Origin of the sequence: Lutispora thermophila DSM 19022 (genome assembly GCF_900142105.1) — a bacterium.
Classification (GTDB): Bacteria; Bacillota; Clostridia; order Lutisporales; family Lutisporaceae; genus Lutispora; species Lutispora thermophila.
On record NZ_FQZS01000032.1, the window covers coordinates 1 to 24,559 of the forward strand.

Sequence of the window (24,559 nt, forward strand, 5' to 3'; positions counted from 1 at the left end):
GCCTTAAAAAATATTCCCGAAACTTTTTCTTAAGAGTTCCATAATTGACTATCGGGAGCCCTACTCCCAGGATTACATCCACATCACCTTCTACTCCTACTTTATTTATCGCATCTGCAATTGCAGGCAATGACAAGATGAAAGCATCCTGATTGACTGTCTTATCCATTTGAACACTTAATCTGCTGCTCCCGATACTGTAAAACTTACCTTCATAAATTAACAAGTTGCTTGTTGAGATTGGTTCATTATTAGATTTTATGAATCCCGCCTCACTGATGTAACCTTCACTTGTTTTTATGCATTTGTTACCATTGTCTAAACCTAATAAAATCCTATTGTTCATACAAATTCCTCCATTCTTCAATATATAGTTATAATTCTTTATATTTAATCATTTTTTATAATTTCAAGTATTTCTATAATAAAAAAATTGCTCACCTATCAAATTAGGTAAGCATACAAATATATTGTAACGGAGGTATTCAATACTGATTTAGTAAAATACCTTTTTATTAATGGGCGATTAGTTTATATTAAATCATCAAATACATTTTCAAGTGTTTTTTATCATCTTTTCCTTAAATCCTTTTCCCTTTCTTCTTATTCCTTCCATATATTATATATGTATTTAGTAAATTTGCCCAAATCCTTGATATTACAATGCTTAAATAGATTTTTAAGCGACAAAAAACATACTAGGATATTAGTTCTAAGGTGTAAGGGCTAAGGATTAATTATACATTATTTATTTCCTTAAGCCTCTTAACCTTTTAGAAATAGTTTTACAAAAATTTTAGTATTAAAATTTGACTTTTGCCTAGTACTTCGTATAATTTGGAAAAATTTATTATTTGAAAGGATGAATTTTCATGAGCAATGTTTTAGTCATAAGGGATTTTAAGACGCTTAAGGTTTGGCAGAAAGCAAATAGTCTTGAGCAGGAGATAGGGGAATTGGTTAAAGGCTTCCCAAGTTATGAACAATATAGGCTTACAGACCAATTAATTAGAGCCAGTCGCAGTATTGGGGCAAATATTGCTGAGGGAAATACCCAATTATTCGTAAAAAGGGAACTCTTCCACGCCAACAGCGCTCTTGGTAGTGCAGGAGAATGTAGAAATCATCTTCTTACTGCTTATCAAAATAATTATATACATAAGGAGAAATATGATTCTCTAGATGCAAAACTAGTTGAGGTTATCAAAATGCTATATGGCTACATAAAAAAGTTGAAATTGAAGGCAGGAAATGATATGGATTTTTAGCAATTCCCAAAAATGGTATAACAAGGGTTAGGGTTTCTTTCTTTTGAACCAACGTCTCAATTTTTTATAAAAATTAATATTTACTTAGAAAAAATTTTTTTAACATGATAATCTGAATTTTATATTTTCAATTTTATGAAAATATAATGATTAAATAAAAAAACTATAACTATCATGAAATTCCCGTAACGTACATAAAATGCCCTAATCAAATTATGTTAAATCTTATTTACATGTATCTATTTATTATATAAATTATACTACTATTACTTTGTGTCTTATAAAATTGGCGTATATATCTAAAGAAGGTATTAACATTATATTGATACTTTCTTTTTTGAATTTTTATTAGGTCTTTTCTTAATTTTACTAAAGTTCCACAATAATATTTAAATATTCCTATAACGTATTCAAAATTCCCGTAATATACTTAAAAGTCCTGTAATGTACCTTAAATGCCCATAACGTACATAAAATTCCCGAAACGTACACTATAACCCCTTTAACCTAAATTCGTTTATTCAACCCAAATTTCTAATCGTTTTCATGTTCTCTGTTTAGCAATAATAATTTGTTCATATTTATTATCTTTAGTAATCTCTATAGAGTCAGCCTTGATAATATCTTTTTCATTTGCAAGATTGGCCACTTTTTTGAAATCATCCCATATTAATTCCTCTATATAGCCTTTCTCTCTTTCGTTTATCGTTAATCTCATGGGCAAATATTTTACACTTTAAACCTATAATACTCTATAAAAAAGATTAAAAATTCAACAAACAATAAATAATCATTTGAACTTGAAATCTCTAACAATTATTTTTAATAATAAGAATACAAAAAACAATTATGGAGGGGTTTTATGATAGATAAATATGTGCTAGCAATAATATGTGCAATTACTGGATATATTGTCTTTTTTGATTCGTTTTTTAAAAAAGAAAAATGGTCTGTTTCTAAGAAAAGGAAATTTAAAAAGATATATATTTCAATCTGGATAATCCTATACTTCGTTTATTTAGTTTGCATTTGGGCTAATCCATCAACAAGACCTTTTTTTAAAGAACATGTTGCATTTGGTGCTTTCTTTCATTCTATTTTCGCATTCTTAACCTGGATAATAACTATATATTATTAAAGATTAATAAATGCTTATTGTTTATAAATGAATTTTCTCAATCTTTAATACCAAATCCTGATTTATTTTTTATTTATTGTCTGATAACATAAATATAAGTATAATTCTAAAAAATTGAACCTATTCTCGAATTTTAAATATAATATAGAAAAATTATGCAAATTGATAGATTATACTAACAAATAACGGAGTTGCAAAGGCAACTCCGTTATTTTATGTTTTTATATCTAATCAATAATCAAATAATTATTATACATTAGGCATTGATTAACCTTCTTAACTTTATCTGTTTTTATTTAATTATCCTAATATCTGTTTCTATAACTATTATGTCTTCTGGATTAAATCCTCTATCCCATATGCTGTTGGCTTCTATAAGAATAGATTTTTCCTTTTTTGTTACATAACCAAATAACATATATTTTTTATCATTTTTTATATGTGGAGTATAAAATATCCTTCTTTGACCCAAACTCAAGTCCTTTTCCTTTTCTTCGATATGGTCAAGGATATTTTGTTTCGTCTTATTAAAATCCAAGCCAAATTCTTTTAAATTCCTAAAAAAATTGTCTGAAAAAGTTATTACTTTTCTTCTTTCCAAAGCATTCACCCTTTCATATAAAAACCATTTATAAACATAGACTTCACCACTTATTTACAATATAACACAATTTTTGTTATTATTTCAATCCTAACAAATGGTTTTATAGTATTTATTGATAATATATATAAAAGCATTCCTTAAATATCTATAAACCTATTTTTCTTTTTTAATTGTTATGCTCTCTGTTTCAAAACAGAAAATACTATACACCTCCTAAAGAAGAGAAAAGTTTTAATCAATATCTTTCTTTAATAATCCCTTCAAATCCAATAAAATTAATACTTTTACCCTTAAACCTTAGTCCTCAACCCTAACGAAACAAAAATCATGGCTCCAATAAGGTTTTCTACCCTATTTTCACCATGATTCTTAACACAACTTTTTTATTTTTAACACTACTTTTTTATTTGTGACACGAGTTTTTTTGGGGTATACATAGTAGGGATATAGTAATAAGGAATAAGGAGCAAGGATTTAATTTATCGATTCCAACTCCATTTCAAAAAATTCAGAGTTACTCACTTTTAGTACATAGATAGGTATATCAAAATTCTTCAATTTTTCTTTCACAGAATGCACTTCATTTTTATCAAAATTCACACCTAGATAAATAGCAGTAGGTTTTAAAGGACAATCTTCTAATCCGCTCGTAAATTCTTTTTCTTCTGGTAGTCTCATTTTAATAATCCGCCATTCTTTTTCATACGACCAACTACTATGCTTTAGATTCATTAGGAAGCAGAGCAGTATTACTCTAGGGTCATAAGGCTCATTAAATGTCTTTTTAAATAAGTTAGTTATATCATAGCGACGACTATCATATCCAACTGGAAATAAATATTTTGTCAAATCATTCTCATAACTTAATCGAGTAAAATCGTATTCTATACAAAACCCTATGTGATTATCAGCATAATGGCTCCACATAGGCATACTAAAAAGTTCTTCAGAAAAACATGAAATTTTAATATTATTTCTTAAAGAAGCAATTGCACCCTCAACAATACTGTCTATTGAGTCAAACTCTTTTATTTTATCTTTATGTACTCTTGTCTTTAGAAAATTTTCTATTTCATCAGTATTCCAACATACTCCTCTACAATCAAATGGGTCATTCATATCTTTAGGCATGCTAAACCAAAGTTTTTTATTTATGATGGCCGATATCCTGTTTTCTTTATAAGGTTGATATTTATACAGTTTCGACGGTATGTTTCTATATTTAAATTTATAGGCCTCTTCAATTCCTACTCTAAAGTATAACCTAAGAAACTCCTTAAACCACTCCATTTTTTAACCTTCTCCAACTTTCGTAAATTACATTTTATATTAGTTATTCATTTGATGCCTTCTTTATAAAATTACTATTAATCTGTCAACTTACCCTTTCTATTTCATACAATATATTTCTTAGTTCGAATTCGAGTTCTATAACAGCCTGCTTAATTTTAGAGAGACTTGCGTTTGTGCTTACATTAATGTTAACGTACGGCTCTATAATCAAAGAATAGTACATAGCCTTACCATATTCACTTATCTTTTCTAATTCCCTTTGCGTGTTATAAACATGATAATCTTCTTTTAAACCATCTTTTAGTTCCTTGTATTTTAGCCGTACCATTTCTTTATCATTCTTATCTATGTAGGAATATATTTGATTTATTAATGCCAAATAATTATTTAACCGAGCAATATAAAACTGCTTTTCGCTTTCTATTACTTTCATTTTCCCACCTCATTTCTCTTTTTTATTTGGCTGACTATAAAACTCGTCAATACTCATTTCCACTGTTGCATATTCAGAAACCATATAGTTTAAAGTATTTTCATTACTTATGATACTGTCCATTATTCTTTTAGCCCCCTGATAATAATCAATGCAACAGTTCTTAAACTTTTTTCCACTTCCACAAAGGCATCTGTCATTTCTTCTAAGGCCACTGTATTTTGTCCAAATAATCGAAGTAAAAAATTCCCATATATTCTTATCTTTTTCATAAAAGAATACTTCTTTCTTTAACGTGGCACCCATTGTTGCTCCTGATTCAAACCCTGCATATATTGCTGATGGTGACTCAAATTTGAATTTTAGTAAAGCCTTGTCCAACGCATTTCTACTATATCCAATGCATTTAACATATGAATTATTAATAATTACACTATTTATTTCATTTATCTGTTCTTCATTTAATGTATTTACACAATCTCTATTAATGTAATCTGGAATTCTTCCATTGTAATAAACAGCGTAGTATTTACTTGAAATAGGAATTAATATTATTACATTCTTTAACCCAATTTGTCTATTTGTTATATTAGCAAATCTATTCTTTATTCCTAATGCAGCCGTTGAAATAAACTGGTCGCTTAAAATAAAGTCATTGTTTTCACTTTTTATTACAGCAAATTCATAATAATTAATAACTGTCTTGCTTAATAACCTTATATACCTGGAATTTAGCAATTTGCCTAACATAACTAATACTCTGTCTTCTTTATTTTTTCTATCAAAGGAAAACTCGTGAAGAAGGGCACCGCTCCTATAATAGAATATAATAAATTCTCTCATATACCGCTCTATTAAATGCCGTATATCAGCAAAATCACATTCACCTTTTTCATACTTCTCTATAATACTTATAATATTCTTCATTGCAGGTCCAATATAGGATTCGATTCTTCCAAAATATTTTTCTAAAGAGTTTACTTCTATAATGGAATGTTCATATGTATACCTTTCACACATGGAATTTCTATAATTTGTTTGATACACCTTCTTTTCATCTACTAATGCTTCATATACTTGACTTCTATCATTTGCAAAATTAGCCAAAATACATTGAGGTATATAATGTTGATTTATCACTGTCTGTTCTCCCATGCTACTCAACTCCATCTTTTTAATAAATCTCATTTATTGTGCTTAATAGAATCGTCTAAGCAAATTGCTTTTCTTCTCTTTTACCCAATGTGCCACTGCTGAAATAGCAAATAATACTATACCATAGTATGAACCAGTAAAAATATACAATTTATAAGTACCATAAATCATTAACGACCATAGACTCAAGTTTCCACCATATCTACTACAAGAACGAATAAATATATAATCTTCAAATATTATATGAGTAACCAATATCACTATTATTGATGCGAAAAATATTAAAATCGTTAACTCTATCCAAACAATTTCATATTTTTGTAGGAAGTCTAAAATTGATTGATTATATTCTAAAATTTCCTTTATACTCGTTATATTAAATGTCATATCATCTATTGTTGATGCAAAATCCAGTAGCGAATTCAATACAAAATAGTAAATTGCAATTACCCATAATAATTGCAATATTGTATATTGATTTAGTTTAGAAAAAGTATTCTTAATATAGTCTGTAAGAACAGTAAATACCCCCATTGCTTTACCTTACCTTTTTCATAAGTATTTAATTACCTTCTATATTAATGCTATTCTCTATATTTTCTAATCTTTTTAACAAACTTTCATAATTTGTCTTATATAATTCTAATTCATTTGATAATCTGTTAATCTCTTCTTGCAACTTTTCATTATCTAAATTATTAATGTTATTACTAATTTGTTCTAATGTCTTATTCATAATATCTAATCTGCCTTGAATATCTTTTAATTCAACTTGATTTTCTATTTTTACTGTTGTAGTAGCATCAGAAGTTTTAAAATAACCCCCAATACCTGTAATAAATCCAATTGTACTAACAATCAAAGCCAGCGCCAAGATATATCTTGCTGCTTTTAAAATATCAGCGGTATTGTCTCCAATATTTTGATTATAGATTGCGGAATTTAAAAGTTTCTTTGATATAACCTTTTTATCGAAATTATCCTTAGGAATATCTGATTCGAAGTCAAATACATCTGGTACAAAAAATGACTTCCTTCCTTTTACATTAACACACCTAAAGGAAATCAACATTGATAACACTAGCAACACCATTGATATTGCCAATATTAATTTTGTAAGGATAATTGAAGTATTTATAAATGCAAAAGATATAAATGCAAAGAGAGCCGAAACATAAGACAATAACTTTATCGCTTTTTCTTCTAATTTATCAATTCTCTCATTAGCATCATTATAAAATTCTCTGCAAACACTATATACCATATCAGTATCTTCAGATGTAAAGTCAGGTAATTCTTCATTAGGTTCTTTAGGTGGCTCGTGAAAAGATATCGAATGTATAAACAGGAAACTAAAATCATCTACTAACTTCTTAACCTTTTTCAAACTAAACTTTTCTCTTTCTATCAAAGGGCATAAGTATTTATCTTGCCAGTTATCCATAACCTCAGCCCCCTTTCAGTGCAGTAATTCACTAATAATTGCATCGCTAATTGGCAGGTTAAGTTCCCGTTCCAACCATACCCATTCTCCAGCAGGGTTAGTTTCGAGAAAATAATATTCTCCTTCAGGAGTTAATATAAAATCGAATGCCGAATATACTAAATCTAATTTTTTATGCAGTTCAAAGATTAAAGCCTGTAAGTCATCAGGTAATTTATGCTCTTTGTAATCTTTTAATAAATTAGGCTTTCTCCAATCAGTTTTATCTATATCATTAGTTTCTATTTCGACTGCAAATATTTGTTTGCCAATAACAGTTGCCCTAATATCACGATATTTCTCTATTTTATTTTGTATAAGAACTGGAGATTCGAAAATTGCATCCTGTTCCAACCAGCCTATATCTTTAATTTCAGAAGTATAAATTGAGTATGCTCCATTCTTTGTAATCTGTAATCCATGACAAATTGGTTTAATAATGCAGTTGCTATTATTTTTAATAAAATTTGTTATCTGCTTAGGGTCATTTGATAAAATGGTATTGGGTATCTTAAATCCTACTTCTTTGGCTACAGATAACTGATATATTTTTCTTTCCGCTTTATATGTAGAGAATAATGGATTAATCCATTTACAATTTAATGCCAAATACAGACCTTCTAAAAAATCCCTTCTTTCTCCATTAATAAAATTAGTGTCATCTAAGTTTTGACAATTAGGAAATATTGTAGGAGCCCTTCTAAAGTAAACTGAATGTAGGTCCCTAAAGTTATACTTATAATCGTTATATATCACAATAATATCATCAGCAAAATTGTAGGTTATGCTGTATTCTACAATATCTTCTGAGTTTAATCTCAAATATGGTATTTTTCTATCCATAAATTTGTATATTAAATAATCTATTGCTAAATCATCTTTATTCGTTACAAATAACACTTTAGGGAATATTAACATTATGATTTTTCACTCCTGTCTATAGACTCCCTAGTAAAAGTGGTTATAGTTTGAAAAAGCAAGTTATCACTGCTACCCGACCTTTCCGCCCTATCTATTCCTTCTCTTGTCCTTGTTATTAATGTTTCACCAAAAGCATTCATTTTATTTTCTTGCATATTTTCATCGTACCCGTAGCCTTTCTCTGACTTGTCTATTCCTTCCTTAGTCTCAGTAATTAAAGTTTTATCAGCGAAGGAGAGATTGTTTTCAATACCCCTTGACCTTTCTGACCTATCAATACCTTCCCGTGTCTTTGTAATCAATGTTTCTGTTCTCCCACTAAGACTTGATGATTCAATATATTTTCTAATAAACGGCTCTCCTGATTCATCAACCCATAACCCCGATACAAAGTCATAACTTTTATTTGGTAACTCAGCAGTTTCATTACAGTCACATTCTATCCTATATTTTAACAACGGACTTTTTTGGTTCATGTTTTAACTTCCTTTCTATAAATAATTTTTATATTATATATTTCGTCAAAAACATACAACTTCCTTTATGTTACATGTCAAAATGTGAATATTGTAAATACTTCACTATATAAAAAAGGCTGAACGTTTATGAAAATAGGCGTCCAGCCTTTAGCAAAAATATTTATTCTGACTCAATTAAATTCTCCAATCTATTTCTATATTTCCCTCATGTTCCTTCCGAATTCCAGCCGTTCTCCATCCTTTTACTCTTATCTCTTTTCTTAACTCCTAAACGCCCCACCTTTTCCGCCTAATCCTGAAAATATAACATTTCCTTCTCTAAAATATTTTAAAAAACTTGTTATTAAATAATATAGTTTATCCTTTATGACATAGTGGACAACAAGTTGCGCATCCATCAGCGTCACTGTAAATTTCTTTTGCTTTCTCTACAGCACCCACACAATTAGCAAAATAACCTAGATATGTTTTGTTTGAAATATTCAGTTCATTCGCATGTTCCTCAGTATGTACTTCATGATGTAAACCAGGATTTCTGGTTTGGTCGTTATTAACATAGTAGTATGGCATTATTCTGCCTCCTTTCTAAAAAGAATAGTAGTTGATATATTCATATGAAGCAAACGAAGTGAGTCTATATATAAGTCATTAAGAATGTATATCCTACTATAGATTGTATATTAAAAGTATAAATTTGTCAATAAATCCACAATTTTATTTCTTCTTGCCTAAATTTCTTCCGTACTTTCGACCATAACCTATATATTCCCATGTCAGATATCAATAATGTTTTCTTTACCCTTATTCCTTTCCCCTTACCCCTTAATCCTGCCTTCTGTGTAAACATCAAACAAACTCGTTCCATTGCAAATAAAGTCGTTCCGCTGAAAATAAAGATGTTCCTTCGGAACAGGATTAAGTGAATAGGTTTAAGGGGTAAGGATATTATCCAATAAAATAAATCAATCCTTCATAATCCACTTATCATGCGGATTACGAAGGATTTTATCTTTTTCTCCTTATCCCTTTCCCCTTATTCCTTATCCCTTCTACGGAACGCCTTTATTTACTTTTTTCTCTTCCAATTTTCCCATTTAATTCTATCTAATCATCTATTTTATGGAACATCTTTATTTGCATCCATTTTATCCCATCCATCAACCATGCGGGTTTGCGGAGTTGGGGAGGGAATGAGTTTATTTTATATTTACACAGATAGGATTAAGTTTTTAAGGGATAAGGTTCAAGTTTTGTGATGAAAACAGCGTAAGTTGTTCCAAAATGTAAATATTGTTGTTCCAAAAAGTAAATAAAGTCATTCCCTAACTTCATCGTGCTGTAAGCCTTGAAATATAAGAGTTCAAGGGTATATATGATGTCAGGGATTCAAGGCTGCAGGCTGTTAAAAAAGGCAGATAAATACGCTTTTATATGCTTTATGTTAACAACACGGAACGACTTTACCGTATATGCTTGTTTTTTTACATTTAAAATTCCTTCTTTTTATGTGCGTACACAGGTTCCTTTACATTTTTCAATATCAAAAGCAAAGATACAATTGCTAACAAGTCAAATAAAGACGTCATAATAATCATTGGAAGAGTTCCTTCTATTCCAGCCAGGTTCATTGAAATTCCCTTTGATAAAAGCGCAGCCATTATCAAAACATTAGTGACCGTCGCAATTGGTGCCAGCATATAACCAAAGTGTTTTTTCTTTATCAAAAGCAATCCTGATAAAAAAACCCCAGGCAGAAAGAATGCCAGGTCAAATGCTTGAACTGTTAGAGTAGTACCATGTTCTACTTCCAAAGGTACAGAACCGTCAATGAGTGTTGGTATGACTCTCGCGAGCCACAAGTATCCTATCATTACTGTAGAGAACATCAGATAACCCCCTGCAAATCTAACTGGCAATTTATTACTGAAATTGGAACTCATTTTTTCAACATCAAATGCCAGCAAAGTTAATATAAATGCAAAAAAACTTGCTGACATAAGCGCTACATATACCAAAAACAGCCTATTATACATAGCAATAAATGTATATATCATATATGTAATTAAAAAATATCCCAATGTTCCAGCCAGAAGCAGCCTTCCTTTTATTAAACCTTTTCTTGCTATAAAGAGCGAGATTATAAGAATCGGGATGCCTAAAACCAATGTCACAATATCCTGCGGTATGGCTTGCAGGACTGCTGATACAGAATTGTTGCCGTATATTCCTTTACCGTAAATAGTTATTGTTTGACCATGTATTGATGTAAAATAATGTTCTCCAGGACCTTGTTTTGAAAAAATTCCACATGTTGTTGCAATCAATGACAGAGCAGCAATGCATAATACCAGTAAACTTATAGGCTTTCTGAATTTCATATTCCAAATACCCCCTATAATTTCTTATTAACTATTGTATCATACTTTAATAAATAATATACGTAAGCGACAAATAACTCGTCACCTTCGAACTCCAATCAACACATGAGATAATATCCTTATCATAAGATAAGGAGAGTGTAAAAAATGAGTCAAAAATACAGCGAAGAACAATGGGAAGAATTGCTTAGAGAATACAGAGAAGGTGGCATGACAGCAAAAGCACGGTGTAAATCAAAAGGAGTATCGGAGAACGCACTCTATTACTGGCAAAAGAAGTTGAGGGACAAAACCGGTGTAAAAGAAAAAGAAACCCAAGAGGATTTTAAAAATAATCCTGATGTGTTTGACTCTCTTCTCCCGTGGGGGAATCTTCCCGAAAACTGCTATGTAAAGAAAAGCAATTAACCTATGTCAATGTGACGAGATATTAACCGCTTACAATGTGAAGAAACATTAACCGCTTACCTTTTATTCGCTTTGCTTGCATAATAAGAAAAATACGAAAAAAGGTTATGCCTATAATTCTTGCTGTTTTAACTTTCGTTTATCGCTTAACAATCTTTCTTTGTTAGGTCTGGTGTCATCTAATAAAAAGTCTGCCCAATCAAGTCCAAGTTTATCGGTATTTTCTTGCCAGTACAGCAGGCGGTTATGATAGTAATTTATCTTTTCGCTGACTGGTTTTGGAAAGTTATCTTTTCCATATTTTAAGACTATTGCCGTCAATTCATAAAAAGGCAAACCCAAAGCGTGTGTTTCTACATGAACGGTGGCTCCAGCATGACCAATTGCGTGACATAAAGCAGCATATTCGCTGTCATTAATTTCTTTTGCCACAGCATGTGAATCTAAAATTGCCTGTTTTGCAATGGGCATTTTAATTTTGCCCCTTGCCCAAGCCTCGCAAAGTTCCAAGCAGATTCTAGGTCTGCGTTCATCGGGATACTTTGCTTCAAATTGTTTCAAAGGCACTTTTGCGCAATCCAGCGCCCACATTACAAGGGTTCGGTGTTTTTGCAATTGAATTAGTTTTATCAATTCTTGTAAGCATTCACTATCACGAGAAAACAATATTTTATTTCCTTTTTTTAATTTAATTTCTACGTCTGTAAACATAACATTGATTCCTTCTCAGATTATAAATAGCCTTTAATTCGCAATCTCCTACAAAGTCATATTATAAATTATAAGAAGAATACAAAATAAATAAATCATATAAATGCTTTTATTATTATAACAAAGATTAATAACCAAACTAAAACTATAGGTATCGCGTAATACCACTTTTTAGGCATGCCGTCTTTCCAGAGTTGCTCAGACTCAATACGGCATTGTTCAATTATCTCTTTTGGAACTAACTTTATCGTAACTATTATCATTAAAGGAAGTATTATTACATCATCAAGGTAGCCAAGAACAGGGATAAAATCGGGAATAAAGTCAATCGGAGATAAAGCATAACCTATCGTTAAAATTGCCAATGCCTTGGCATACCACGGGGTCTTCCTTTTCTTTAGTAATAAAAAAACAGCAGGTATATCTTTTTTTATTTGTTTTGCCCTTTCTCTGAGATTCATCATATTCCTCGATTCCATGAAAATAATTGTCTACTTCGCATAATTCTACAGAGTCGTATTAAAAGAATGTTAAGAACTAACTTAGTTTTATCATTTAGATTTATCCTCGTAAAATCATTATAAATGTGCCGATTGTAATAAATATACCACCAATAATTGTTTTAGTAGTTGGGGCTTCATGTAATACTATAAAAGCGAGTATCATTGTAATAACAACGCTAAATTTATCCACTGGAACAACCTTTGAAACATCCCCAATTTGTAATGCTTTATAATAACAAAGCCAAGATAATCCTGTTGCAATACCCGATAAAATCAAAAATATCCAACTTCTCCTACTGATGCCAGTAATTTGGCTCTGTGTTCCTGTAATAAGAACCATACCCCATGCCATCACTAAAACAACCGCTGTACGTATTGCAGTTGCTAAATTGGAATTAATCCCCTCAATACCTATCTTAGCAAGTATAGATGTCAGTGCAGCAAATATTGCTGATAACAATGCAAATATAAACCACATATAAATTCCTCCTTTAACTTTAAAAGCATATAACATCACTCTCCAATATTTAATCACTTTAACCTACACCAATAACCTATATTTTTATTTTACACCATGCAATATATAAAAGCACCTATATTCTTACAAGTAACCATCCTCAAAATAATCTCCAAAGCCCAATGATAAACTTAAGATGGTCTATTGTACTTCAATATAAATAATACAACTTTATTTTTATTTTGATGGAACTTTTATTGTAGTAAAAATATTTTCTGTTTCTAAATTATTATCAATATGAGTTTTGAAAACAGAAAAAATAAGTCATGTTACATAGAAAATGCAAATAAAGTGCTATTACAAATTCCCTTTAATCCCCATTTTCCTTGTGTCTTGACACTCTATTAACTCCAGTATTTTCAACACTTTCCCTTATTCCTTATCCCTATAAATAAAACTACTTTATTTTATTTTTGCAACAACTAATTAATCCCTATTTTTAGCCTAATTTATTTCCTATTTTCCTTACCCCTTTCTCCTTAATCCTAACTATATGTAACCCAAACAAACTCCTTTCCTTTTTCAAATAAAGTTCTCTCACCAACACCCCTCAAACCCTTGATACCACTGTCTTGTTATCTTGTCCCTAATTTCCCATTTATACCCTTTTCCCTGTTTCCTATCTCTTAAAGTCCTTTCATTCCTCAATTTTTGGGGCAAAAAATGAAAATAAAGTGCTTTTAGGATTGAGGGTTAAGGGGGAAGGATTAAGGAGTTTTATTTCCATTTCTCCTCTCCATTTTCTTTTCCATTCAATCTTCTAATCCATTGATTTTTCTGGCTTTTAGCCTTATTCCTTGTTCCTTATCCCTTAAAACTAATACATAAAAAAACATGGCTTACAGGGCTTTCCTTTACCCTAATAAACCATGTTTCCTGCAAGAACTTTATTTTCTTCCTATCGATAATTTGCAAAATAATAGGAGTTTATTTTGGTTATACACAAGTACATATAATCCTATATCTCTCTTCTTCCCTCAAGAGCCTTCATCAGGGTTACTTCATCTGCATACTCCAAATCACCGCCAACAGGTACTCCATGAGCTATCCTTGTGGTTTTTATTCCCAGAGGCTTTATAAGTTTTGAAATATACATAGCAGTAGCCTCTCCTTCGATATTTGGATTGGTGGCCAGGATTACTTCCTTCACATTGTCATCTCCCAATCTAGCCAACAGTTCCTTAATTCTTATATCATCAGGACCTATACCATCCATAGGAGATATGGCACCGTGAAGCACATGATAAAGCCCCTTATATTCTCTAGTCTTCTCCATAGCCACAACATCCCTTGGATCTTCAACCACACAGATTACACTATTATCCCTCTTAGGATCAGAACATATATTGCATCGGTCGTTATCAGTGATATTAGAGCATACCTCACAGTATCTCACATTTCTCTTGGCGTTTATTATGGCATAAGCCAGTTCTTCAGCTTCATTCTGGGGCATATCCAGCAGATAGAAGGCCAATCGTTGGGCTGTTTTACTGCCTATGCCCGGCAATTTTGTAAAAGCTTCAATCAGCTTCGCAATAGGAGCTGCATAATAATTCATTAGAATAGACCTCCGGGCAGATTCATACCGCCAGTAAACTTGCTCATCTCACGAGTCATCATTTCATCCGCCTGTCTTATTGCTTCATTTACTGCTGCTATAACCAAATCCTGGAGCATTTCCACATCATCAGGGTCCACCACTTCAGGTTTTATATTTATAGATTCTATCTGCTTCTTGCCATTGATCACCACAGTAACAGCTCCACCGCCAGCACTTGCTTCTATTGTCCTTTGTTCGATTTCCTGCTGAAGTTTCAACATTTCCTGCTGCATCTTCTGAGCCTGCTTCATTATATTATTAATATTTCCCATTCCACCTGGGAATCCGCCTCTTGCCATATTTATTCCTCCTTAAAAATATCGAATATTCATATTAAGCATTGATACGAGTTGCATAGCCTTGGGTAATCATATCTGGTCCTGACACGAGACTCGAGTCAACACCTGAAGCATAACCCTCTTTCTGAACTCATAGTTCAATTATCATATATCATAATGATTATACTATTCTTCTTCTACTACTTCAACGAGGTCTTCCCCAAATAATTCAATTGCTTTCTTCACCACGTCATCTTCTTCTGATTCAGCTTTAGCCTCTTCACTGGCTATAGCAATTTCATCTTCATAAACAGCCTTTATCCTTATAGGTTTTGCAAAGTATTCTGTGGCTATCGCCTCGATTTCCTTCCTGTTATCAGCCTTTTCCACAGATTCTTTTGAGAAAGAATCCTGTCTGGCAAAACAGAGAAGAACATTCTCCCCATCTACTATTGCTGGCTTGCATAGTGCCAGATATGTCCTGAGCTTCATTTTCTTCCTGTTTTTAATTTCCTGTATAAATCCATTCCATTTTTCAATTATTTCAGAAGGTACAGGCTTGATTTCCACATTTTTTGATTGCTCAGAAGCTTTCTTCTCAATGTTCTTATCTTCCTTCTTTTCTTCTTTCTTTGCCTTTTTTCCTTCCTGTACGGCAGTTATGGATATCTCACCTTTAGCCAGCATATCTTCCAGTTTCTCAATTCTTGCCAAAAGGCCTTCGGGACTCATGTCTTTATCCAGCTTGCACATTTTTATTACTGCTACTTCCAATAGAGTCTTAGGTTGGGGTGCCCATTTTATATTAGAGGTCAGGTCCGATAAAATATCTATGCATCTGATTATATTATTTCTTCCATATCTGCTGCTTTGCTCTTTCAGCATGGCTATGGTTTCCCTGGATAAATCTATTACATCCTCTGATTGATCTACCAGTTTAGCCATCAAAAGGTTTCTGTAATGATTGAGAAGATCTCTGGCAAGCTGCCCCATGTCTTTCCCCTGTCGGGATATTTCCTGTACAAGCAGCATGGCACCGGAGCAATCTCCATCCAATATTGCATCTGCCATTTTAAAAAGATATTCATCACTTGCTATGCCCAAAACCTTAAGAACATCATCATACTTGATTTCCATCTTGCCAAACACGGCACATTGATCCATTATGCTTATGGCATCTCTCATGGCTCCGTCAGAATTTCTTGCTATAAGCCTCAAAGCATCTTCTTCTGCTTTAATATTCTCTTGCTTACATATATATTCCAATCTTCCGACAATGTCATCCTGTACAAGCCTCTTGAAATCAAATCGCTGACATCTGGATAATATGGTGGCCGGCAATTTATGAGGTTCTGTTGTAGCAAGTATAAACTTCACATAGGCAGGAGGTTCCTCTAATGTTTTCAACAACGCATTGAAGGCTTCATTGGTGAGCATATGAACTTCATCTATTATATATACTTTATACTTGCCCATGGCAGGGGCAAATTTAACTGCTTCCCTTAAGTCTCTCACATCTTCTATTCTTCTGTTGGATGCCGCATCTATTTCAAAAACATCCATGGAATTTCCTTGATTTATGCTTATGCAGCTTTCACAGCTGTCACAGGGATTGCCATCCTGAAGATTAAAGCAATTGACTGCTTTTGCAAGGAGTTTGGCAGTACTTGTTTTACCTGTTCCTCTGGTACCGCAAAATAAATAGGCATGAGATAGTTGACCGGTCTTGATCTGATTTTTCAGAATCCTGGTTATCTGCTCTTGACCGCATACATCTTCAAATTTTTTTGGTCTCCATTTTCTATATAATGCAGTATACACTATATCAACTCCTCATGTATGTAACTATTATATATTATAACATTTTTCCCTGTTTCAAAAATAAAAAAGCAAAAAAGAAAAAAGCCGGTAAGCAAAATTTTACCGTAATCAATTAGCAAGCAATATCAACACAATGTTTTCATAAAATTTTTCTCAATAAAGCTGAAATGTCATTAATTAACGCTACTATTATTGCATATTTAATGATATATTTAAACTCAAGTGTCTTATTTGACCTAAACTTATAAAAAACATAAAAAATGAGAAGCATTATAATAAAATATGACACAAATCTATAAAAAAAATATACTATGTTCATCTTTTCATCACCCCAATGAACTTTATTTAAATATCCTATTTATACTATAATTCCTAAACTTTTTAATAACAAAACTAGTGTTTTTGCAATATATCCCATTTAAATAGATCTGAACTCGCTAATTTCCTTGTTTGATAAATTGTGAATCAATAATATTTGATAAATCTATACCACCAAATATTCTTCTCTCTTTTCTTCTATATTTTTCTATCAACATATCTATACCTGTAAGAAGACATCCATCAGGATCTTCCCAAACCATACTCACTAAAAAATCGGTTTTTATATTAGAAATTTCTGCCCAACAAATTACTTTAGAATCTATTGAATTGATGGTATTTGTAATTCCAACGGGAAAATATTCGTCATTTATATTTTTGCATATCAATACATCATTAATGATTGGAAGCGAAACATGTTTAACAACTTGCTTATCGTATATTTTGGACCAATATCCTATTCCATCTATATATATGTATTTATCAGCATATGGATCATTAATACAAAAATTCTTTTCATTGATGAACTTATAAAGCAAGTCACCTGCATTATTGATTTTTACTTCCCATGTTTCATCATCTGTTTTTTTCATTGGAACAGTATATATGCTATGTAATCTTTTTTTGTCCCATCATCCTTTATGTAGGCCAATTTTAATTCTTGAAAAGCATTGTTTCTAAAAATAAGTTTATTTATTTACCATAATATCACCTATCAGCCTAAAAATTAAATAACTCGTTTTCTTATCACTAATTCCATGCTTCTCATACCAAAAGTAATACTATAAGAAGCTGGATTTTATAAAGAATAACGAGTTAATCAAAATATAATTATGAAGTATGTGTAAATTTATCCTGCTATCACATATTATGGTATAATATGTATTGGGTCAACAAAAAAAGTCGCAATTTTCGACTTTAAATATAAAAATAAGAAAGGCTTTTAACAGAAAGTACAAATTAAGGAAATTTATACTTTCCTAGGCATTATAAAAAAGTCCGTATTTATACGAACTTTTAAAAATTATAAAGGCCGTGCACCTTCCTTCGACACAAGCATCTCCAAGCGTTACCCGGACAGTTAGCTCCAACCAGGCATCCCTACGGCACACAGAAGGGTTTACTTACCGCTGCTTCCTCCCGGACCTGACGGGGTTCATAAATTTCTGTTGCGCAGGACCCAATTATCAACGCCACTTATCAGGGTCAGGCCTTACAGACGCCGGCCTCAGCAAAGGACTTCGATCCTGCTTCTGCGGATTGCAGGTTACAGGGCACCGCAAACTCCCCATCTAGCACGGCCAAGCTTTAAACTATTTAATTGATACAAATAAGATTATATATTTTATAATCCACTGTGTCAACGGATAGTTTTGGCTATTATATTCTATTTTCCTGCTATTGCAAGCTCCCTCACAACGACACTTGGGCTTCCGAAGTATCCTCCCGCAGGCATTCCAAACTTTATGTCCCCGCCTACTTCCACTATATCCTGTAGAACATTATAGAAGTTTCCTGCCACTGTAATTTGTTCAACAGCTTTGATTATCTTACCATTTTTTATTTCAAAACCTTTTGCAGCAAGAGAAAAATCTCCTGACATCGGATTTGCACCGGAGTGTAATCCTTGAACCTCAGTAATGAATATTCCATCACCCATATGAGCCATCAGGTCCTCTCTTGTTTTATTGCTGGGCTTTATATAAAAATTGCTTGGAGAAACTCCTACAGCTGAAGCATAGGAACCCTTTGAAGCATTGCCTGTCGACTTTACGCCGTCCTTTTTGGCAGTTTTCAGATTATATAAGAAGGTATTAAGTTTGCCTTCCTCCACAACTGTCTTTGTATAACAAGCCACTCCTTCTGAATCAAAAGGTGCTGAAGCCAAACCGTTTTCCATAAGTGGATCATCTATTATGGTAACAACCTCAGATGCAATCTTTGTTCCTACTTTTCCTTTCAAAAGTGACATGCCTTTTTGCACATTGTAAGCCGAGAAGATACCTGCAAAGGTACTCAGTATATCCGCCATTACATCGTTTCTGATAATAACTTTATATTTCCCTGAAGGAATGCTTTCTGCTCCCATATAAGCCAGGGCATCTTCCACTGCTTCCTTTGCAATTGCCTTAGTATCTATATCCCTATAATTGTTAGATGCCTTGAAGGCATAAGCAGTATTGACCTTTCCGTCCTCTTCAACTACAGGTGCAACCACAGCATAGATGACGTTGGATTTGTATTGAAGATCCAAGCCTTTAGAGTTTATTATCCTTGTTTCCCCTGCGACTGTTACCACCATACAATCTTCTATGTTCTTCACCTTATTGCATTGGGCCAATGTATCCTTTTCCAACTCCAATGCCATTTTTATTTTCTCATCGGCCTTCATCTGATCCAATTCCTCATTGAAACCTTTTATGTCGGCATATTTATCACGTTCTCCATAAATTATGTCAACATCTTCATCTTCGATGGCCAATGCATTCTCTCTTGCATTTTTAATAAGCATTTCCAAGGCATAATCGTCCAAAACCTCCGTATATGAGTATCCCATCTTGCCATTGTACAATCCTCTGAAACTTAATCCCTTGTGAGAATTGATGCTGTATTGGTCAATTTCGCTCTTGTAAATGGTAACCTTGAAACTGTCTCCATCTATATAGAATACCTCATATTCAGTAAATCCTGCTTCCTTAGCCTTGGAAAACAGTTTATCCACAAATTCTTTTATATTCATAGAGAGCACCTCCTATTCCCTTCCGCCTACTGTGATTTCCGATACCCTTATAAGAGGCTGACCTACATTTGTAGGTACGCTTCCGCTGATGGAGCCACACATTCCCGCTGCCAGATCCAGCTCCTTGCCGACCATGTCAATCCTTTTAAGTATTTCTGAGCCTTTACCTATTAAAGTGGCACCTCTTACGGGTGTATCAATCTTGCCGTTTTTCACCAAATAGCCTTCCAATACTGCAAAATTAAATTCTCCGGTAACGGGGTTGACAGAACCTCCTCCCATTTTCTTGGCATATAGTCCATAATCTATGGATTGGATTATCTCGTGGTTTTCGTCATTGCCGGGAGCGATATAAGTGTTTGTCATTCTGGATGTAGGCGCAAATTTGTAGGACTGTCTTCTGGAGCTTCCCGTTGGTTCCATATTCATCCTTCTTCCATTGAATTTGTCTATCATATAACCCTTCAATATGCCGTTTTCAATCAAAACATTCTTCCTGGTGGGATTACCTTCATCATCAATATTTAAAGAACCCCATTCGTTAGGAATAGTACCGTCATCTATGGCAGTAACCTTATCGGAGGCTATCTTCTGTCCCAGTTTCCCTGCAAATTCTGAATTGCCTTTAGCTACGGCAGTAGCTTCCAGTGAATGACCACAGGCTTCGTGGAATATAACTCCTCCAAAGCCGTTATCTATGGCAACTACCATCTTGCCTGATGGGCATAAAGGCGCATGAAGCATGGTAACAGCTATTCTTGCCGCTTCCTTGCCACATTGGGCCACATCAATTATGTCAAACAATTCAAAACCCATGCCTTTGCCTGGAGCCTCATATCCCGTCTGATTTTCTTTCCCGTCGCTGGCGATGGCTTGAACTGCAAATCTGGTTCTTATCCTCCTATCTTCTGTATATAAACCTTCGCTGTTAGCTATAGCCACTCTTTGATCTACATCAACATAATTGGACATAACCTGGGATATTTCATTGCTGTAGTCCTTTGCTGCCTTGTATGCTTCCTTCAGCTTTTCCACTTTCTTAGCAATATCTATGCTTCTGGGTACATATAATATAGGATGGATATTTGCATTTACTCTCTCTATAATATCCACAGCTTTGTCTTCTCTTACCTCTCCCAAGGCCAATGCTGCATTGTAAGCAGTACGAAGAAGTGAATCCCTTGAAGTATCATTTGTATATGCGTATATACTTCTCAATCCTTTGAATATTCTTATACCTATTCCAAAATCTCTTCCTGAAACTGCCGTCTCTATTTTGCCGTTTACCAAACCCAAAGAGCTTCTCTCCGTATCCTCTATGAATACTTCAGCAAAATCTCCTCCCGTTGACAGGGCTTTACCTAAAATATCCTTTATTAAGTCTCTTTCTATCAAACTTACCCCTCCCAGCAATAGTATTGTTTTTTTCCAATTTCTATAAATATCATTATACCACAGTAGTTTTCCATATATATATTAATTATTTACAACCAAAAGCAAATTTTAATGTCAATTAACATTTCAATAAATCTCTGTTTTTTTAGGCCTTTTTTATTATCTGCTTTATGAATATTCATTTATGCAATTTTTATTCATTTGCCAAAAGATCTTCATGATGTTTATAAATCCTCTTGGATAATGCAAAATCTCTTACTTCCCTCCGAATCAAAACCTATTAGAAGAAGACCATATCTTCCGACTATGTAATATCAAAATGGGTAAACTGCTTTCAGGAATCCATAAAATCAACTATGAAGCAGATAGCAACTATGACATATCCAAAAGGATAAAAATAACAACCGGGTTGAATATAAAATTAAAGTTCAATAACTAGTATTGCAGGATAATACTTTTATTTGTCGAAATATAAATTAGTATTATATGCCAGTAAAGGAGATGGATGTATGAGCCTATTAAAGGATTTAGGAAACAAAGCATTAAATACTGCAAAAGCAGTGGGCAATAAATCTCAAGACATGATGGAAATAGGAAAGCTGAAGCTGCAAATTGCTCAAATAGAGGGAGAAATAAAAAAACTGAAAACAGAAATGGGAGATATGGTCTACAATGCTTATGCTAATGGACTGGAGTCTCCCAATGACCAAATTGCTTCTATATGTGATAGCATAAAAGCCAAATATGATGAAATCGAGGAATTAAATGTTAAAATTCAACAAGTACAGAATGATTAATAAGTAATAAAGGCTTTCCATAAAAGCCTTTATTACTTATTAATGAGGGTTTTATTTGAAACAACTGATAGAGATTTTTGTGTCACTTTTCATTTCTACTGTCTTAAAATATTGATTTTACCTTTTTTTAATGCTAAATAATCGGATGTAGCGTTTATAACATAAATATAGTAATCTCCATCTTCTTCAATTTTCAACTCATACTTTCCGCTTAATCCCTTGAATTCCTCCCCTGGATATAATGTTCCATCTAAAACATATCCGATTATCATAGTCTGTGAACTGACTACATTTGACTCATATTTTTCAAATTCATACACAAGTTTGTCGCCGACTTTGCATGACCAACCGCTGCCTCCTTTCTTTGTAAAAAAAGCGGCACTGCCGTTGGTCATAATTATTTCCGGAGTAATATTGTCTATAACTTCAAAATTTGTAATGCTGATAGGTGGTAAGACAGTATTGTCTGCTAACTTCTTAATAATGGTATTTTCCGGCATGTAAAAATCTATAGTTTTTTCACTATCAGATATCTTTGGCGAACTTTTTGATATAAAAGGCAAAGCAGCATCTATTATTTCTGTTCCTATTAAACTTTTATTATCAGCATCAATAAGCTCTGCACCGTTAATTAGTTTTCTTCCTTCTGATGGGCTTGTTAGATCCGCCTTATTTGAAGTAGAAGCATATGCTGTAATAATACCTAATGACACAATTGTCAGCGTCACAACCATGGAAAATAAAATAACCCTTTTTTTATATTTCAAACCTCTCATTTTCATGATCATATCCATTCTCCTTTCAAGTTGTTTCCTCTTGTTACTAAAAGCCGAAACTAATTTTGCATCATGACCTATAGAGTGCCATAATACACTTAATATTATCTCACAATACCGCCTTCTTTCTGCCGCATTCATTGATATAACAACACTTTCGTCACAGGATAGCTCACATAAACCATCAATATCATTTCTGATTATGTAAGCCAAAGGATTAAACCAATGAACTGCATTTGTTAAAAGCAACAGAAACTTAATCCATGGATCATATCGCTTCAAGTGGGTTAATTCATGATAGAACACGTGTTTTAGTTCTTCCTCAGTGAACTCAATATCCGGCAAAATAATGCGGGGCTTTAAAACACCGTAAAGAAAAGGTGTACATGGGTAAATAGAGATATATACTAATACTTCTTTCGATATCCCCATTTCTTGCTTGCAGCTTGAAAGAATATCTTGAAACTGTGCTTTATCTGTCAATCTGCATACACTGAAAATACGGCGACGGAATTTAACATTTTGTATCAGCACAGCAACAATAAATACCAATGTGCCTGCAAGCAAGATATAAGCCAAAAAATCAATATTTAACATAAAGCTGCTTTCTATTTTATCCGGTACTCCAACTAAGCCATTATTGGCTAGGTAGCGTAATTCCAAATTGGAGGATAGAACCGGTAAGACCAATCCATTTTTAACATTCCGGTTAAAGTCAAAATTGAATAATGATAGAAGCTTATGATATGGCAGCAAAAAAAACATATAAATCGCTGTATAAGTATAGTAATGCCAAGAAGGCATAAAATGTTTCATGGTTATTCTACCGAAAAGCTTAAGTATTAGATATAGCCCTCCAGCTACAACCGACATAACAAACAAATGATTATACAAATTGGCTAGCATAGGTGTCACCTACTCTTTTAAACGCTTCATAAGCGCTTCAATATCTTCTCTTGTTATGTCTCCGTTGTCACACAACGCAGATATGAAGCCAAATATGGACCCTTTGTGAACATCCTTTATAAATTGCTTTGTCTCAAAGTTAAGGTACTCCTGTTCAGTTACACAAGCTTCATAAAGATTTGCTTTTCCTTTCTTAGTAGCTTTAATGATCCCTTTTTCAATTAGTCGTGATAAAAAAGTAACTACCGTATTTTGCTTCCATGTCTTTTCCTGTGGCAAGCGTTGAATGATTTCCAATGTAGTCATAGGACGTCCTGCCTTCCAAATAATCTCCATTATTAATCTTTCTGCATCAGATATACGCTGCATCTTTTCTAAATCTCCTTTCTTAATCTACGCCTTGTAGTTTAATTTTATTCTACATCATGTAGATATAATTATCAACATATTTTGTTAACAATATTAGAATTTTCCAATTCCTTATTCCTCTGTAACAAGAACCTCTAAGCGTACTCCTGATTCTAAGGAAACGCACAATAAAAATTATAAGAAAGGCTTCCTTTAGAAATATTTATAACAATCAAGGAAGCCTTTCTTGAAATGCTTTTACGAAGTATAAATTAAAAACTTATACTTT

The 24,559-nt window shown here is 32.8% G+C and carries 26 protein-coding genes, 1 other RNA gene and 1 pseudogene; 4 read left to right on the forward strand and 24 right to left on the reverse strand.

The genetic code is table 11. The annotated features are described in order from the left end of the window. Positions 1-346, reverse strand: a pseudogene (locus tag BUB48_RS15880) (ParM/StbA family protein); the annotation flags it as partial. A 526-nt stretch (positions 347-872) separates the two neighbouring features. Here BUB48_RS15880 and BUB48_RS15885 point away from each other — a divergent pair. Next, positions 873-1,268 (forward strand): four helix bundle protein, encoded by a 396-nt coding sequence (locus BUB48_RS15885; protein ID WP_073027569.1) that lies wholly within the window; start codon positions 873-875, stop codon positions 1,266-1,268. Between the two features lie 544 nt (positions 1,269-1,812). Here BUB48_RS15885 and BUB48_RS15890 read toward each other — a convergent pair. Next, the gene (locus BUB48_RS15890) at positions 1,813-1,992 is read right to left on the reverse strand and encodes a hypothetical protein (protein ID WP_073027572.1); all 180 of its coding nucleotides are present in this window, start codon (positions 1,990-1,992) and stop codon (positions 1,813-1,815) included. A 138-nt stretch (positions 1,993-2,130) separates the two neighbouring features. Here BUB48_RS15890 and BUB48_RS15895 point away from each other — a divergent pair, with 138 nt between their 5' ends. After that, positions 2,131-2,406, forward strand: a complete 276-nt coding sequence (locus tag BUB48_RS15895) for a hypothetical protein (RefSeq protein ID WP_073027574.1) — start codon at positions 2,131-2,133, stop codon at positions 2,404-2,406. 292 nt (positions 2,407-2,698) lie between these two features. Here the strand turns inward: BUB48_RS15895 and BUB48_RS15900 are convergent, their stop codons facing one another. The 10 genes from BUB48_RS15900 to BUB48_RS15945 form a co-directional block, all read right to left on the reverse strand. Continuing rightward, positions 2,699-3,007 (reverse strand): hypothetical protein, encoded by a 309-nt coding sequence (locus BUB48_RS15900; protein WP_073027577.1) that lies wholly within the window; start codon positions 3,005-3,007, stop codon positions 2,699-2,701. Positions 3,008-3,484: 477 nt separating this feature from the next. Beyond that, entirely contained in the window at positions 3,485-4,300 is an 816-nt protein-coding gene (locus BUB48_RS15905) for a DUF2971 domain-containing protein (RefSeq protein WP_073027592.1), read from the reverse strand. Between the two features lie 85 nt (positions 4,301-4,385). Beyond that, positions 4,386-4,736, reverse strand: a complete 351-nt coding sequence (locus tag BUB48_RS15910) for a hypothetical protein (RefSeq protein ID WP_073027595.1) — start codon at positions 4,734-4,736, stop codon at positions 4,386-4,388. Positions 4,737-4,745: 9 nt separating this feature from the next. After that, on the reverse strand, positions 4,746-5,891 hold the full coding sequence (locus BUB48_RS15915; protein WP_073027597.1) for a DUF4238 domain-containing protein: 1,146 nt from the start codon (positions 5,889-5,891) through the stop codon (positions 4,746-4,748). 42 nt (positions 5,892-5,933) lie between these two features. Next, on the reverse strand, positions 5,934-6,425 hold the full coding sequence (locus BUB48_RS15920) for a hypothetical protein (RefSeq protein WP_073027600.1): 492 nt from the start codon (positions 6,423-6,425) through the stop codon (positions 5,934-5,936). Positions 6,426-6,453: 28 nt separating this feature from the next. Next, entirely contained in the window at positions 6,454-7,335 is an 882-nt protein-coding gene (locus BUB48_RS15925) for a hypothetical protein (RefSeq protein WP_073027602.1), read from the reverse strand. A gap of 15 nt (positions 7,336-7,350) precedes the next feature. Beyond that, entirely contained in the window at positions 7,351-8,292 is a 942-nt protein-coding gene (locus BUB48_RS15930; protein ID WP_073027604.1) for a hypothetical protein, read from the reverse strand. After that, a complete protein-coding gene (locus BUB48_RS15935) occupies positions 8,292-8,771 on the reverse strand; it encodes a hypothetical protein (RefSeq protein WP_073027606.1) in 480 nt (159 codons plus the stop codon). The genes BUB48_RS15930 and BUB48_RS15935 overlap by 1 nt, the downstream gene beginning before the upstream one ends. 360 nt (positions 8,772-9,131) lie before the next feature. Next, complete coding sequence (locus BUB48_RS15940) at positions 9,132-9,344, reverse strand: hypothetical protein (protein ID WP_073027609.1); 213 nt, start codon at positions 9,342-9,344, stop codon at positions 9,132-9,134. A 917-nt stretch (positions 9,345-10,261) separates the two neighbouring features. After that, entirely contained in the window at positions 10,262-11,152 is an 891-nt protein-coding gene (locus tag BUB48_RS15945; RefSeq protein ID WP_073027612.1) for a hypothetical protein, read from the reverse strand. A 147-nt stretch (positions 11,153-11,299) separates the two neighbouring features. Here BUB48_RS15945 and tnpA point away from each other — a divergent pair, with 147 nt between their 5' ends. Then, positions 11,300-11,560, forward strand: coding sequence for an IS66 family insertion sequence element accessory protein TnpA (gene tnpA, locus BUB48_RS15950; RefSeq protein WP_073027615.1), 261 nt, complete (start codon positions 11,300-11,302; stop codon positions 11,558-11,560). Positions 11,561-11,671: 111 nt separating this feature from the next. On the opposite strand, the gene BUB48_RS15955 is transcribed toward tnpA, so the two are convergent. From BUB48_RS15955 to BUB48_RS16005, 10 genes are all read right to left on the reverse strand, one after another. Continuing rightward, positions 11,672-12,271, reverse strand: a complete 600-nt coding sequence (locus BUB48_RS15955; protein WP_073027618.1) for a putative immunity protein — start codon at positions 12,269-12,271, stop codon at positions 11,672-11,674. A 95-nt stretch (positions 12,272-12,366) separates the two neighbouring features. After that, the gene (locus BUB48_RS15960) at positions 12,367-12,732 is read right to left on the reverse strand and encodes a YkvA family protein (protein WP_084524749.1); all 366 of its coding nucleotides are present in this window, start codon (positions 12,730-12,732) and stop codon (positions 12,367-12,369) included. A 100-nt stretch (positions 12,733-12,832) separates the two neighbouring features. Further along, positions 12,833-13,252: an EamA family transporter gene (locus BUB48_RS15965; protein ID WP_073027623.1), complete on the reverse strand. Its 420-nt coding sequence runs from the start codon at positions 13,250-13,252 to the stop codon at positions 12,833-12,835. Between the two features lie 997 nt (positions 13,253-14,249). Continuing rightward, positions 14,250-14,849 (reverse strand): recombination mediator RecR, encoded by a 600-nt coding sequence (gene recR / locus BUB48_RS15970; RefSeq protein WP_073027625.1) that lies wholly within the window; start codon positions 14,847-14,849, stop codon positions 14,250-14,252. Continuing rightward, positions 14,849-15,190 carry a YbaB/EbfC family nucleoid-associated protein gene (locus BUB48_RS15975; RefSeq protein ID WP_073027627.1) on the reverse strand — a complete coding sequence of 114 codons (342 nt, stop codon included), beginning with the start codon at positions 15,188-15,190 and terminating at the stop codon, positions 14,849-14,851. Before BUB48_RS15975 ends, recR begins: the two co-directional genes overlap by 1 nt. Positions 15,191-15,355: 165 nt before the next feature. Next, the gene (gene dnaX / locus BUB48_RS15980; protein WP_175548447.1) at positions 15,356-16,990 is read right to left on the reverse strand and encodes a DNA polymerase III subunit gamma/tau; all 1,635 of its coding nucleotides are present in this window, start codon (positions 16,988-16,990) and stop codon (positions 15,356-15,358) included. A 437-nt stretch (positions 16,991-17,427) separates the two neighbouring features. After that, complete coding sequence (locus tag BUB48_RS15990; RefSeq protein ID WP_073027635.1) at positions 17,428-17,901, reverse strand: hypothetical protein; 474 nt, start codon at positions 17,899-17,901, stop codon at positions 17,428-17,430. A gap of 440 nt (positions 17,902-18,341) precedes the next feature. Beyond that, an RNA gene (gene ffs, locus BUB48_RS15995) (signal recognition particle sRNA large type) lies at positions 18,342-18,609 on the reverse strand. Between the two features lie 86 nt (positions 18,610-18,695). Further along, on the reverse strand, positions 18,696-20,048 hold the full coding sequence (locus BUB48_RS16000; RefSeq protein ID WP_073027637.1) for a TldD/PmbA family protein: 1,353 nt from the start codon (positions 20,046-20,048) through the stop codon (positions 18,696-18,698). A 12-nt stretch (positions 20,049-20,060) separates the two neighbouring features. Then, positions 20,061-21,443 carry a TldD/PmbA family protein gene (locus tag BUB48_RS16005; RefSeq protein ID WP_073027640.1) on the reverse strand — a complete coding sequence of 461 codons (1,383 nt, stop codon included), beginning with the start codon at positions 21,441-21,443 and terminating at the stop codon, positions 20,061-20,063. A 509-nt stretch (positions 21,444-21,952) separates the two neighbouring features. On the opposite strand from BUB48_RS16005, the gene BUB48_RS16010 reads away from it, so the two are divergent. Then, positions 21,953-22,240, forward strand: a complete 288-nt coding sequence (locus BUB48_RS16010) for a hypothetical protein (protein WP_073027642.1) — start codon at positions 21,953-21,955, stop codon at positions 22,238-22,240. A gap of 95 nt (positions 22,241-22,335) precedes the next feature. On the opposite strand, the gene BUB48_RS17625 is transcribed toward BUB48_RS16010, so the two are convergent. Together BUB48_RS17625 and BUB48_RS16025 are read right to left on the reverse strand one after the other, a co-directional pair. Continuing rightward, the gene (locus tag BUB48_RS17625; protein WP_084524751.1) at positions 22,336-23,922 is read right to left on the reverse strand and encodes a M56 family metallopeptidase; all 1,587 of its coding nucleotides are present in this window, start codon (positions 23,920-23,922) and stop codon (positions 22,336-22,338) included. A 9-nt stretch (positions 23,923-23,931) separates the two neighbouring features. After that, a complete protein-coding gene (locus BUB48_RS16025) occupies positions 23,932-24,291 on the reverse strand; it encodes a BlaI/MecI/CopY family transcriptional regulator (protein WP_073027645.1) in 360 nt (119 codons plus the stop codon). Positions 24,292-24,559 lie beyond the last annotated feature (268 nt).

Excerpts from the sequence above, each read along its gene's own strand:
- BUB48_RS15910 (WP_073027595.1), bottom strand. The coding sequence starts at position 4,736 with ATGAAAGTAATAGAAAGCGAAAAGCAGTTTTATATTGCTCGGTTAAAT.
- BUB48_RS16010 (WP_073027642.1), top strand. The coding sequence starts at position 21,953 with ATGAGCCTATTAAAGGATTTAGGAAACAAAGCATTAAATACTGCAAAA.
- BUB48_RS15990 (WP_073027635.1), bottom strand. The coding sequence starts at position 17,901 with ATGAAAAAAACAGATGATGAAACATGGGAAGTAAAAATCAATAATGCA.
- BUB48_RS15940 (WP_073027609.1), bottom strand. The coding sequence starts at position 9,344 with ATGCCATACTACTATGTTAATAACGACCAAACCAGAAATCCTGGTTTA.
- recR (WP_073027625.1), bottom strand. The coding sequence starts at position 14,849 with ATGAATTATTATGCAGCTCCTATTGCGAAGCTGATTGAAGCTTTTACA.
- tnpA (WP_073027615.1), top strand. The coding sequence starts at position 11,300 with ATGAGTCAAAAATACAGCGAAGAACAATGGGAAGAATTGCTTAGAGAA.
- BUB48_RS15925 (WP_073027602.1), bottom strand. The coding sequence starts at position 7,335 with ATGGATAACTGGCAAGATAAATACTTATGCCCTTTGATAGAAAGAGAA.
- BUB48_RS15920 (WP_073027600.1), bottom strand. The coding sequence starts at position 6,425 with ATGGGGGTATTTACTGTTCTTACAGACTATATTAAGAATACTTTTTCT.
- BUB48_RS15885 (WP_073027569.1), top strand. The coding sequence starts at position 873 with ATGAGCAATGTTTTAGTCATAAGGGATTTTAAGACGCTTAAGGTTTGG.
- BUB48_RS15975 (WP_073027627.1), bottom strand. The coding sequence starts at position 15,190 with ATGGCAAGAGGCGGATTCCCAGGTGGAATGGGAAATATTAATAATATA.
- BUB48_RS15945 (WP_073027612.1), bottom strand. The coding sequence starts at position 11,152 with ATGAAATTCAGAAAGCCTATAAGTTTACTGGTATTATGCATTGCTGCT.
- BUB48_RS17625 (WP_084524751.1), bottom strand. The coding sequence starts at position 23,922 with ATGCTAGCCAATTTGTATAATCATTTGTTTGTTATGTCGGTTGTAGCT.
- BUB48_RS15905 (WP_073027592.1), bottom strand. The coding sequence starts at position 4,300 with ATGGAGTGGTTTAAGGAGTTTCTTAGGTTATACTTTAGAGTAGGAATT.
- BUB48_RS15895 (WP_073027574.1), top strand. The coding sequence starts at position 2,131 with ATGATAGATAAATATGTGCTAGCAATAATATGTGCAATTACTGGATAT.
- BUB48_RS15935 (WP_073027606.1), bottom strand. The coding sequence starts at position 8,771 with ATGAACCAAAAAAGTCCGTTGTTAAAATATAGGATAGAATGTGACTGT.
- BUB48_RS15960 (WP_084524749.1), bottom strand. The coding sequence starts at position 12,732 with ATGAATCTCAGAGAAAGGGCAAAACAAATAAAAAAAGATATACCTGCT.
- BUB48_RS16000 (WP_073027637.1), bottom strand. The coding sequence starts at position 20,048 with ATGAATATAAAAGAATTTGTGGATAAACTGTTTTCCAAGGCTAAGGAA.
- BUB48_RS16025 (WP_073027645.1), bottom strand. The coding sequence starts at position 24,291 with ATGCAGCGTATATCTGATGCAGAAAGATTAATAATGGAGATTATTTGG.
- BUB48_RS15915 (WP_073027597.1), bottom strand. The coding sequence starts at position 5,891 with ATGGGAGAACAGACAGTGATAAATCAACATTATATACCTCAATGTATT.
- BUB48_RS15965 (WP_073027623.1), bottom strand. The coding sequence starts at position 13,252 with ATGTGGTTTATATTTGCATTGTTATCAGCAATATTTGCTGCACTGACA.
- BUB48_RS15930 (WP_073027604.1), bottom strand. The coding sequence starts at position 8,292 with ATGTTAATATTCCCTAAAGTGTTATTTGTAACGAATAAAGATGATTTA.
- BUB48_RS15955 (WP_073027618.1), bottom strand. The coding sequence starts at position 12,271 with ATGTTTACAGACGTAGAAATTAAATTAAAAAAAGGAAATAAAATATTG.